The organism is Enterobacter sichuanensis (assembly GCF_002939185.1).
Taxonomy (GTDB): domain Bacteria; phylum Pseudomonadota; class Gammaproteobacteria; order Enterobacterales; family Enterobacteriaceae; genus Enterobacter; species Enterobacter sichuanensis.
The window spans coordinates 38,424-50,792 of the sequence record NZ_POVL01000005.1 but is presented as its reverse complement, the minus strand read 5'-3'; the positions used below and the strand labels follow the sequence as shown (position 1 = coordinate 50,792).

Genomic DNA, 12,369 nt, shown 5'->3' with positions numbered 1-12,369 from the left:
AGAGGACAACGACGTGCGATTCCCGAACCAACGTTTAGCGCAACTTTTCGATCTGTTGCAAAACGAGACGCTGCCACAGGACGAGCTGGCGCAGCGGCTGTCGGTCTCCACGCGAACCGTCCGTGCGGATATCACCGCCCTCAACGCGCTGCTGGCAGGCCACGGCGCGCAGTTCATTCTGAGCCGGGGCAACGGCTACCAGCTCAAAATTGAGGATGCCGAGCGCTATCAGCAGCTGCAGGCCTCCCACCCGCGTGCGCTGCGCATTCCGCGGACCGGGCCGGAGCGCGTGGACTATCTGGTGGTGCGTTTTCTGACCTCGGCCTTTTCCCTCAAGCTTGAGGATCTGGCGGACGAGTGGTTCGTCAGCCGCGCCACGCTGCAGAGCGACATGGCCGAGGTGCGCGAGTGGTTCCACCGCTATAACCTGACGCTGGAAACCCGTCCTCGCCACGGGATGAAGCTGTTTGGCAGCGAGATGGCGATCCGCGCGTGCCTGACCGATCTGCTCTGGGAGCTGGCCCAGCAGGACAGCCTGAATCCACTGGTGACGGAGGTTGCGCTGAATGCGGGCGTGGCGGAGCAGATGGTACCGGTGCTGCACGACGCACTGACGCATCATCACATCCGCCTGACCGACGAAGGCGAGCTGTTCCTGCGCCTCTACTGCGCGGTGTCGGTGCGCCGCATCAGCGAAGGTTACCCGCTGCCGGAATTCCATGCCGAAGACGTGGAAGAGAACGTGCGCGAGGCGGCGAAAGATATCGCCGTGACCCTCCAGCAGCTGGCGGGCAAAGCGCTTTCACCTTCGGAGGAGAGCTGGCTGTGCGTTCACATCGCCGCGCGGCAGATCCAGGAGATTGCGCCCAGCGCCATAAATGCCGACGACGACGAAGCGCTGGTTAACTATATCCTGCGCTACATTAACACCCACTATAACTACAACCTGCTCAGCGACGAACAGCTGCATGCGGATCTGCTCACGCACATCAAAACCATGATCACCCGCGTGCGGTATCAAATCATGATCCCGAATCCGCTGCTGGATAACATCAAGCAGCACTACCCGATGGCGTGGGATATGACCCTGGCGGCGGTGTCGAGCTGGGGCAAATATACGCCGTATGTGATCAGCGAAAACGAGATTGGCTTCCTGGTGCTGCACATCGGCGTCGGGCTGGAGCGCCACTACAACATCGGCTACCAGCGCCAGCCGCGCGTGCTGCTGGTGTGTGACGCCGGTAACGCCATGGTGCGCATGATTGAGGCGGTGCTGCAGCGCAAATACCCGCAAATTGAGATGACGCGCACCCTCACCCTGCGCGAGTACGAGCTGACCGAATCCATCAGCGAAGATTTTGTTATTTCCACCGTCCGCGTCAGTGAAAAGTCGAAACCGGTGGTGATGATCGCCCCGTTCCCGACGGATTACCAGCTGGAGCAGATCGGCAAGCTGGTGCTGGTGGACCGCACCCGCCCGTGGATGCTGGATAAATACTTTGACGCAGCCCATTTCCGCATTATTAACACGCCTGTTGACCAGCAGACCCTGTTCCGGGAGCTGTGCGAACAGCTTGAAGAAGAGGGATTTGTGGGGGAAGCCTTTCTGGAGTCGGTCGTTGAGCGTGAGGCCATCGTCAGCACCATGCTCGGGGACGGCATCGCGCTGCCGCACTCCCTCGGCCTGCTGGCGCAGAAAACGGTGGTCTATACCGTCCTCGCCCCGCAGGGCATCCCGTGGGGTGACGAAACCGCGCACGTCATCTTCCTGCTCGCCATCAGCAAAAGCGAGTACGAAGAGGCGATGGCGATTTACGATATCTTCGTCACCTTCCTGCGTGAACGGGCGATGTCGCGGCTCTGTAGCTGTGGGGATTTTGCCGGGTTTAAGGCGGTGGCGATGGAGAGTTTGAGTCGGTTTTGACGTTCAGGCGGACAGAGGATATCCGCCTTCATTCAACGCAGATGATGCACGACCTGGTTACTGCTGCCTCGCCAGATAAGCGACGGGTCTTTTAAATCCTGCATAAACTTGCCGTCGACCAGCACGTTAATCAGGTCCACGACCTCCCTCTGAGCCGCATTCAGTTCATCCAGCTTATAGCCCGTCCAGACCCAGATGTCTTTTCCCGCACATTCGCGGCGAATGCGTTTCACCAGCTTCAGAATATCCGGCACGTTTTGCGGATGCAGCGGATCGCCGCCGGAGAGCGAAATCCCCTGGCGTTTGATGCGTGTGTCGTTCAGGTCGTTGATGATCCTGTCTGCCATCTCAGCGGTAAACGGTATGCCGGAATTGAGGCGCCAGGTGCTTTTGTTATAGCAGCCGGGGCACTCGTGCACGCAGCCGGAAACGAACAGGGTGCAGCGGGTGCCGGGGCCGTTAACGATGTCGACGGGGTAGTACTGGTGATAGTTCATAACGTTAACCTGATGCCCTCACCCCGGCCCTCTCCCACAGGGAGAGGGAGAAAACCGGCGTCAGGCTTAGCAATGTGCTCGATCGGTTCCCTCTCCCTTGAGGGAGAGGGGTAGGGTGAGGGGGAGAACCTGGCGAAGAACTCAACCGATCTGCCCATTCCCCAGATGCTTCACGCGGCGCTTCACCTCTTCCTGCTTACCGGCGTTAAACGGACGCGCGTCCGGGCTGCCGAGGTAGCCGCACACGCGGCGGGTCACGGAAACGCGAGCCGCATCGTGATTGCCACATTTCGGGCAGGTGAAGCCTTTACTCGTACATTCAAACTCTCCGGTAAAACCGCACTCGTAGCATTCGTCTATCGGCGTGTTGGTCCCGTAATACGGCACGTGCTGGTAGCTATAATCCCACACGTCTTCCAGCGCCTTCAGGTTGTGCTGAATGTTCGGATACTCGCCGTAGCAAATGAAGCCGCCGCTGGCGATAGGTGGATACGCCGCTTCGAAGTCAATCTTGTCGTACGGGTTCACCTTTTTCTCCACGTCGAGGTGGAAGCTGTTGGTGTAGTACCCTTTGTCGGTTACGCCTTCGACAATGCCAAACTCGGCGGTGTCCAGACGGCAGAAGCGGTCGCACAGGTTTTCGCTTGGCGTGCTGTAGAGGCTGAAGCCATAGCCGGTCTCCTCTTTCCACTGGTCCACCGCGTCGCGCAGACGCTGGACGATAGCGATGCCTTTCTCACGCAGCGCGGCGCTGTCGTACATATGCGTATCGCCAAACAGCGCATTGATGGTCTCGTGGATACCGATATAGCCCAGCGAAATTGACGCGCGACCGTTTTTGAAGATCTCAGACACGTCATCGTCCGCTTTCAGACGCACGCCGCAGGCCCCTTCCATATAGAGAATAGGGGCGACACGGGCTTTGACCCCTTCGAGACGCGCAATGCGGGTCATCAGCGCTTTACGCGCCAGCTGCAGACGCTCGTCCAGCAGCGTCCAGAAGGCGTCTTCGTTACCTTTCGCTTCCAGCGCGATGCGCGGCAGGTTCAGACTGATAACGCCCAGGTTGTTGCGCCCGTCGTGGATCTGCTCACCGTTTTCGTCTTCGTACACGCCGAGGAAGCTGCGGCAGCCCATCGGCGTTTTAAATGAACCGGTGACCTTCACCACCTGGTCGTAGTTCAGAATGTCCGGGTACATACGCTTGCTCGCGCACTCCAGCGCCAGCTGTTTGATGTCGTAATTCGGATCGCCAGATTTGTGGTTCAGGCCGTCGCGGATGGCGAACACCAGTTTCGGGAACACGGCGGTTTTGCGGTTTTTGCCGAGCCCGGAGATACGGTTGCGCAGAATGGACTGCTGGATAAGACGCGATTCCCAGCTGGTGCCCAGACCAAAACCGAAGGTCACAAACGGCGTCTGGCCGTTGGCGGTATGCAGGGTATTCACCTCATACTCGAGAGACTGGAACGCGTCATAGCACTCTTTCTCGGTACGGGAGTGCGCGTAGCCGTCGGCGTCCGGGATTTGCCACTCTTCGGCCGTTTTACGGTGTTTATTGAAGCTTGCCGTCACGAACGGGGCCAGCACTTCGTCGATACGATTAATGGTGGTCCCACCGTAAATATGGCTCGCGACCTGCGCGATGATCTGGGCGGTAACAGCCGTCGCTGTGGAGATCGACTTCGGCGGCTCAATCTCGGCATTACCCATTTTAAAGCCGTGGGTCAGCATGCCTTTCAGGTCGATCAGCATGCAGTTGAACATCGGGAAGAAGGGCGAGTAGTCGAGATCGTGGTAGTGGATCTCACCGCGCTCGTGCGCCGACACCACGTCGCGCGGCAGCAGATGCTGACGGGCATAGTGTTTCGCCACGATACCGGCCAGCAGATCGCGCTGGGTAGGGATAACCTTGCTGTCTTTGTTGGCGTTTTCATTGAGCAGGGCGGAGTTGGTCTGCTCCACCAGGCCACGGATCTCCTGGTTCAGGCGGCCGCGCTTCTCACGCTGTACGTCACGATCGTGGCGGTACTCAATGTAAGCACGCGCCAGCTGTTTGTAGGGCCCCGCCATCAGCTGGTTCTCAACCGCGGTCTGGATCTCGTTAATATCGACCTGGCTGCGTTCATTCATCTGGCGGCTAACGACGTCTGCGACGGTGGCGCAGTAATCTGCGTCATCGACTCCCGCTGCTTTAGCTGCACGCAGAATGGCTTCCTGAATGCGCTCTGATTTAAACGGCACTTTACAGCCATCACGTTTCATCACATGCGGTGTCATGATCACTCCATTTTTTAAAAACAGGTTATCCACAGAGGCGGAGAAGTATTCACCGGACAGATCCTGAGACCGGCCAGTCACTTCCCTCGTTTCTGACCCTTGTTATCCACAATTCCGGAGAGCGGAGTCGCCGTCTTGTTGTTGGAATAGTAGACGATTAATACAAGATGTTGGGTCGGCGTGCATTTTAAGTGCTACATATAGTGATTTGCATCAAACATGTTTGCGATTTATTTGATTCAGAACAAAGTAAAAAGACGAGAGTACAAACGGCGGGCGCTGTAGCGATTGTAAATGCGGAAAGGAAAAATCTGATTAATTATTCAACAAAAACAGTAAAGTACACCGGGCGCAACGGATGCGCCCGGTGAAGGTATTACGCCTGTAGCCACCAGACGGCCTCAAACGGACGCAGCGTCGTTTTCTGCGGCGACGGGTAGTTGCTTATCACCGTTTGCCACGCGCCGCTCAGGAGGTCAGTCGTCCATTCATGAGGTTTATCGCTCAGGTTCGCCACTACCATCAGCGTCTGCCCCTGCCACTGGCGGCGATAGCACCACAGGGATGGGTGCTCCGGCAGCAGATCCTCATAATCCCCCCACGTCAGCACCGGCAGGGTTTTGCGCAGGCTGATGAGAGACTGGTAGGTGTAAAACACCGACTCCGGGTCATCCAGCGCCGCGCGGACGTTGACGGTTTCGTAGTTATCGCAGACGCCAATCCACGGCTCGCCCTCGCTAAACCCCGCGTTGTGCGAGGCATCCCACTGCATCGGCGTGCGGCCGTTGTCGCGGGACTTACTCGCCAGGATCGCCAGTAATTCGTCCGGATCGCGACCGTTGGCCCGCAGTTCGGCGAACATATTCAGACTTTCCACGTCGCGATAATCGGTGATGCGGCTGAAATGCGGGTTGGTCATCCCCAGCTCTTCACCCTGGTAGATATACGGCGTGCCCTGCATGCCGTGCAGCACCATGCCGAGCATCTTCGCGGCGTGAACGCGGTATTCTCCTTCGTCACCGAAGCGCGACACAATGCGCGGCTGGTCGTGGTTACACCAGAACAGCGCGTTCCAGGCTTTGTTGTGCATCCCCTGCTGCCAGTGACGGAAGAGGGCTTTAAGCGCCACGAAGTCCGGCTTCGCCTTCGTCCATTTTTCACCGCCGGGATAATCGACCTTAAGGTGGTGGAAGTTAAAGGTCATCGACAGCTCGCGGCCATCGAGAGAAGCATACTGCTGGCAGTTCTCCAGCGAGGTCGAGGACATCTCGCCCACCGTCATCAAATTACGCGGGGTAAAGACGTCGCGGCTCATCTCCTGCAGATACTCGTGGATGCGCGGCCCGTCAGTGTAGAAACGGCGGCCGTCACCGGTTTCGTCATTCGGGAAATCCTGATCTTTCGAAATCAGGTTAATGACGTCGAGACGCAGGCCATCCACGCCCCTGTCGGCCCAGAACTCGCACACTTTTTTCAGCTCGGCGCGCACGTCCGGATTCTCCCAGTTAAGATCCGCCTGCTCCGGGGCAAACAGGTGCAGATAATACTGCTCGCTCTCGGCGTGCCAGCGCCAGGCGTTGCCGCCGAACTTGGAGCGCCAGTTGTTAGGAAGCTGCTCCGGCGTGCCGTCGCGCCAGATGTAAAACTGGCGGTACGGACTGGCTTTGTTCAGCGATTCCCGGAACCAGGCGTGCTGCGTGGAGGTGTGGTTAAACACCATATCCAGCACGATGCGAATGCCGCGCGCGTGCGCACCTGCAACCAGCGCGTCAAAATCATCCAGCGTGCCGTAGGCCGGGTCGATGGCGGTGTAGTTCGCCACGTCGTAGCCGTTATCCACCTGCGGGGAGATATAGAACGGCGTCAGCCAGATGGCATCGATGCCGAGGGTTTTGAGGTAGTCCAGCCGCTGCGTCACGCCGCGTAAATCACCGGTGCCGCTGCCGGTGGTGTCCTGAAAACTCTTTGGGTAAATCTGATAGATGACGCCGTTCTGCCACCAGTGAGGAAGGGTATTCATAATGCGTTCCTGCAAATGCGAAGGGGCGCAACTGCGCCCCGAAAGATAATGTTAAACAATCTGCAGCGCGCCCTGACGGAACTTACGCTGATAAACCACGGTGGTGAGCGCCATGGGGACGATGATCGCAATGGCCATCGCGAGGGCAAACACCTGCCAGTAAGCGGGCTGAATAGAGAGGATGCCCGGCAGACCCCCGACGCCGATCCCGTTCGCCATCACGCCGTTCAGACCACACACCAGGCCTGCCAGACCGGAACCGATCATCGCGCAGAGCATCGGGAAGCGGTATTTCAGGTTGATGCCGTACATGGCCGGTTCGGTGACGCCGAGGTAAGCGGAGATGGCGGCCGGAACGGAGATCTCACGCTCGTTATGCTTACGGCTGACAAGGATAATGCCCGTGACCGCCGATGCCTGAGCGATGTTAGACAGGGCGATAATCGGCCAGACCGGCGTTCCGCCAAGGCTCTGGATCATCTGCATATCAATGGCCAGCGTGGTCTGATGCACACCGGTGATCACCAGCGGGGCGTACAGGAAGCCAAACAGCGCGGCCCCAATCGGCGCAAAGCTGCCGGTCATCAGATGACGGACCGCGAAGGCCACGCCGTCGCCAATCATGCGGCCAAACGGACCGATAAAGGCGTGCGCCAGGAACACGGCCAGAATCAGCGAGCAGACCGGCACCACCACCAGATAGAGATAATCCGGCACGATGCGCTTCAGACGCGTTTCAATAAAGCCCAGCGCCAGACCGGCCAGCAGGGCCGGAATGACCTGAGCCTGATAGCCCACTTTGGCGATGGTAAACAGGCCAAAGTTCCACACTTCCGGGACCTGCTGACCAAGTAAGTAAGCGTTCATTAACTGCGGAGAGACCAGCGTGACGCCCAGCACGATACCCAGAATCGGGGTACCGCCCATCTTGCGCACCGCGGACCAGCAAATCCCCACCGGCAGATAGAAGAAGATCGCTTCGCCAATCAGCCACAGGAAGTCGTATACGGTTTTCAGCGCCGGATAGATCTGCGCCAGGGTTTTGCCGTCGCTCATCGGCACATCACCGATGACGTTGCGGAAGCCTAAAATCAAGCCTCCGCTGATCAGCGCCGGCAGCAGCGGGAAGAAGATCTCCGCGAAGTGAGAGATCAGCTGCTCGTGCCATTTCATATTCTGACGTGCGGCTTTCTTGGCCTGCTCTTTATCGGCGGAGGAGTGCCCCGTCGTCGCCAGCAGAGCCTGATAGTAATCGCCCACTTCGGTACCGATAACCACCTGGAACTGTCCGGCGTTGGTAAAGCAGCCTTTCACCATCGGGAGCTCTTCAATGGCTTTCGGGTTGGCTTTAGCCGGATCGTTCAGCACGAAGCGCAGGCGGGTAATGCAATGGCTGACGGTGGCAATGTTTTCGCGGCCGCCGACCAGGACGATCAACTGATCAATATCTGCTTGTTTGACTTTACTCATCATGAAACCTCATGACAGATGGGAGGGGTGTAATGACCTGAGCGCAAGCCTACTCCTTCAGCGTGACGGCGAAAATGGGAACGTTCCCGAAATCGGGCGAAGATCACAATAAACCGATTTATGTGGGTTATGAAAGGTGGGCGGGAATAACAATCTGACGCGGCTCAGCGCGTCCGTTGATCTGCTCGATCAGCTGTGCGGCAGCCTGCCTGCCGGACTCGGCGTAGCCCGGATCGACGGTGATAATTTCCGGGTGTAAAAACTTCATCAGCGGTGTGCTGCCCACGCTCGCCACCTGCAGGTTATCGATGCGTTGTTCCTGTAAATACTTGCTCGCACCCAGCGCCAGGGTATCCGTGGCGCACACCAGCGCGGTGGTTTGCGGCGTCAGGACGCTGGCGACCTGCTCGTAGCCTTGCTTCATGCCGAGCCCCGGCAGGGAGGCCACGGCGGAGAGATTGTGTTTTTTGCAAAAGGCCAGGTAGGCTTCATGACGACGCTTGCCGGTGGTGACGTCCGCATGGGGAACGCCGAGGTAGCTGATGTGGCGATGGCCTTTGTCATACAGGCGCTGCATCAGGGTAATAATCGCCCCTTCGTCGTCATAGCAGACAGACGCAAAACCGTGGGCATCGCGCGCCAGCAGCACCAGCGACGGCTGCCAGGGTTTCAGCATCTCCTCTTTGATGCCGGTAAAGCCAAACAGCACCACGCCGTCAATGTTGCGCCGCTGAAGCATACCCAGGTGCTCTTCAACCAGCTGCACAGAGAACTGGCTCTCCATCATGATCGGGTCATAGCCCTGCTCATAGAAGGCGGGCAGCATAGTCTGCACGGCGAGGTTTTCAGAGAGCGAATCCAGACGAGAGACAATGATCGCCACCACTTTGTCACTCTGTCCGCGCATGGCGCGCGCGGAGCGGGAAGGGGAAAAGCCGTGCTGGTTCATGACCGCCTCAACGCGTTCGCGGGTGCGTTCGCTGACCCCACTTTCGTTGTTCAGCACGCGCGACACGGTGGATTTTCCCACGCCGCTTAAACGCGCGATGTCTTTAATCGTAAGGCGGTTCTGCATGCTGTATTCCCTGTAACAACGATAACGGTGTCAAATGAGCCTAATGCTATAGCGCCAATTCGCTATGGGCAAAGTCTGGTTTACGTTCGGTTTATTTGAGGGGGGGTATAATACCGCCCGAAGCGTCGCTTAGGGTACGGTTAAATCCTTATACTGCGCGGCGTACCCCTTATTTTTACTTACCGGAGGCTTTATGGATCCCGATCCCACACCTCTCCTGAACGGGAGAAGACGTTCTTTCCGGTAAGCCAGCCCGTTGCTGACTCACCGGTGATGTGAGGCAGCAGCGTCATACACGTTCCTGCTTGAAAAATTGAGTGCCGCTCAGGTACGGCTTTGCCACGCCTGAAGGAAAAGCTGCGTCCGCGCTTGCGGATGCGGAGGAATGACTATGTTTAAAAATATCACCCGGCAGCTGCAGGCCCTGCTGAGCCGCCACCTGCCACACCGTCTTGTTCAGCGCGACCCGCTGCCCACGGCCAAAAACATGGCGGGCGCCGCGATCCCCGCGTCCCTGACCGAACGCTGCCTGAACGTGGCGGCGATGGATGAAAACGAAGTCTGGCGCGCGTTTGGTGGGCATCCGGAAGGGCTGAACGCGGCAGAAGTGGAAAAAATCCGCGCCGTGCACGGTGATAATCAGATCCCGGCGCAAAAGCCGTCTCCGTGGTGGGTGCATCTGTGGCTCTGCTACCGCAACCCGTTTAATTTACTGCTGACGGTACTTGGCGCGATCTCTTACGCCACTGAAGATCTGTTTGCCGCAGGCGTGATCGCCCTGATGGTGGGGATCTCCACGCTGCTGAACTTTATACAGGAAGCCCGCTCCACCAAAGCGGCGGACGCCCTGAAGGCGATGGTCAGCAACACCGCAACCGTCTCGCGCGTGATCAACGATCTCGGTGAAAACGCCTGGGTTGAACTGCCCATTGACCAGCTGGTGCCGGGCGATCTGGTGAAGCTGGCCGCGGGGGATATGATCCCGGCGGATTTACGTATCATTCAGGCACGGGATCTGTTCGTGGCGCAGGCCTCCCTGACCGGGGAGTCCCTGCCCGTTGAAAAGGTGGCGCGCAGCCGCGACCCGCAGCAGATGAACCCGCTTGAGTGCGACACCCTGTGCTTTATGGGCACCACGGTGGTCAGCGGTACGGCGCAGGCGATCGTCACCGCCACCGGAGGCAACACCTGGTTTGGTCAGCTTGCCGGGCGCGTCAGCGAGCAGGAGAGCGAACCGAATGCTTTCCAGAAAGGAATTGGCCGCGTCAGCATGCTGCTGATCCGCTTTATGATGGTGATGACGCCGATCGTGCTGCTGATCAACGGCTACACCAAAGGCGACTGGTGGGAAGCGGCGCTGTTTGCGCTCTCCGTGGCCGTCGGCTTAACCCCGGAAATGCTGCCGATGATCGTCACCTCCACGCTGGCGCGCGGGGCGGTGAAGCTCTCTAAACAGAAAGTGATCGTCAAACACCTCGACGCCATTCAGAACTTTGGCGCGATGGACATTCTCTGCACCGATAAAACCGGCACCCTGACGCAGGACAAAATCGTGCTGGAGAACCACACCGATATTTCCGGCAAAACCAGCGAGCGCGTGCTGCACAGCGCCTGGCTGAACAGCCACTACCAGACCGGGCTGAAAAACCTGCTCGACGTGGCGGTGCTGGAAGGGGTGGACGAGGAGGCTGCCCGCACGCTCTCCGGCCGCTGGCAGAAGGTGGATGAGATCCCGTTCGATTTCGAGCGCCGCCGGATGTCGGTGGTGGTGAGCGAGCAGGCAGATGTCCATCAGCTGATCTGCAAAGGGGCGCTGCAGGAGATCCTGAACGTGTCGACGCAGGTGCGCTATAATGGCGACATCGTGCCGCTGGATGACACCATGCTGCGCCGCATCAGGCGCGTCACCGATAACCTGAACCGACAGGGGCTGCGGGTGGTGGCGGTGGCGAGCAAATTCCTGCCCGCGCGCGAGGGGGACTATCAGCGAATCGACGAATCCGATCTGATCCTCGAGGGTTACATCGCCTTCCTCGATCCGCCGAAAGAGACCACCGCCCCGGCGCTGAAAGCGCTGAAGGCGAGCGGTATCACCGTGAAAATCCTCACCGGCGACAGCGAGCTGGTGGCGGCGAAAGTGTGCCATGAAGTGGGGCTGGACGCGGGTGACGTGGTGGTGGGGAGCGACATTGAACCGCTCTCCGATGACGAGCTGGCTCAGCTTGCCCGGCGCACCACGCTGTTTGCCCGTCTGACACCGATGCACAAAGAGCGCATTGTTACCCTGCTGCGCCGCGAAGGGCACGTGGTGGGCTTTATGGGTGACGGCATCAACGACGCGCCCGCGCTGCGTGCGGCGGATATTGGTATCTCCGTTGACGGGGCGGTGGATATCGCCCGCGAAGCGGCGGATATCATCCTGCTGGAAAAGAGCCTGATGGTGCTGGAAGAGGGCGTCATTGAAGGCCGTCGCACCTTCGCCAACATGCTCAAGTACATCAAGATGACCGCCAGCTCCAACTTCGGTAACGTCTTCAGCGTGCTGGTGGCGAGCGCCTTTCTGCCGTTTCTGCCGATGCTGCCGCTGCATCTGTTGATCCAGAACCTGATGTACGATGTCTCTCAGGTGGCGATCCCGTTTGATAACGTCGACGACGAGCAGATCCAGAAACCACAGCGCTGGAACCCGGCGGATCTGGGGCGCTTTATGCTGTTCTTTGGCCCCATCAGCTCCATCTTCGACATCCTGACCTTCTGCCTGATGTGGTTTGTGTTCCACGCCAACACCCCGGAACACCAGACCCTGTTCCAGTCCGGCTGGTTCGTGGTGGGACTGCTGTCGCAGACGCTGATTGTGCATATGATCCGCACCCGCCGCATTCCGTTCCTCCAGAGCCATGCCGCGTGGCCGCTGATTGTGATGACGGGGATTGTGATGGCGCTGGGTATCGCACTGCCGTTCTCACCGCTCGCAGGTTACCTGCAGCTGCAGGCGTTGCCGCTGAGTTATTTCCCGTGGCTGGTGGCGATCCTCGCCGGTTATATGGTGCTGACGCAGATGGTGAAAGGGTTCTATGCGCGTCGGTATGGGTGGCAGTAAAAA

Annotated in this window: 7 protein-coding genes; 2 read left to right on the top strand and 5 right to left on the bottom strand. The window is 58.7% G+C overall.

Translation table 11 applies throughout. From position 1 onward, the window contains the following. Positions 1-13: 13 nt before the first annotated feature. The gene (locus C5687_RS03905) at positions 14-1,924 is read left to right on the top strand and encodes a BglG family transcription antiterminator (RefSeq protein WP_104556450.1); all 1,911 of its coding nucleotides are present in this window, start codon (positions 14-16) and stop codon (positions 1,922-1,924) included. Between the two features lie 32 nt (positions 1,925-1,956). Here C5687_RS03905 and nrdG read toward each other — a convergent pair whose 3' ends face one another. From nrdG to treR, 5 genes are all read right to left on the bottom strand, one after another. Beyond that, positions 1,957-2,421, bottom strand: coding sequence for an anaerobic ribonucleoside-triphosphate reductase-activating protein (gene nrdG / locus C5687_RS03900; protein ID WP_047957633.1), 465 nt, complete (start codon positions 2,419-2,421; stop codon positions 1,957-1,959). Positions 2,422-2,562: 141 nt separating this feature from the next. Continuing rightward, entirely contained in the window at positions 2,563-4,701 is a 2,139-nt protein-coding gene (nrdD, locus tag C5687_RS03895; RefSeq protein ID WP_025759092.1) for an anaerobic ribonucleoside-triphosphate reductase, read from the bottom strand. A gap of 376 nt (positions 4,702-5,077) precedes the next feature. After that, complete coding sequence (gene treC, locus C5687_RS03890; RefSeq protein ID WP_104556449.1) at positions 5,078-6,721, bottom strand: alpha,alpha-phosphotrehalase; 1,644 nt, start codon at positions 6,719-6,721, stop codon at positions 5,078-5,080. Positions 6,722-6,772: 51 nt separating this feature from the next. Next, positions 6,773-8,191 (bottom strand): PTS trehalose transporter subunit IIBC, encoded by a 1,419-nt coding sequence (gene treB, locus C5687_RS03885; RefSeq protein WP_095441983.1) that lies wholly within the window; start codon positions 8,189-8,191, stop codon positions 6,773-6,775. A gap of 127 nt (positions 8,192-8,318) precedes the next feature. Then, the gene (treR, locus tag C5687_RS03880; RefSeq protein WP_025759097.1) at positions 8,319-9,266 is read right to left on the bottom strand and encodes a trehalose operon repressor TreR; all 948 of its coding nucleotides are present in this window, start codon (positions 9,264-9,266) and stop codon (positions 8,319-8,321) included. A gap of 391 nt (positions 9,267-9,657) precedes the next feature. Here treR and mgtA point away from each other — a divergent pair, with 391 nt between their 5' ends. Next, positions 9,658-12,366, top strand: a complete 2,709-nt coding sequence (mgtA, locus tag C5687_RS03875) for a magnesium-translocating P-type ATPase (RefSeq protein ID WP_088244059.1) — start codon at positions 9,658-9,660, stop codon at positions 12,364-12,366. Positions 12,367-12,369: the final 3 nt, after the last annotated feature.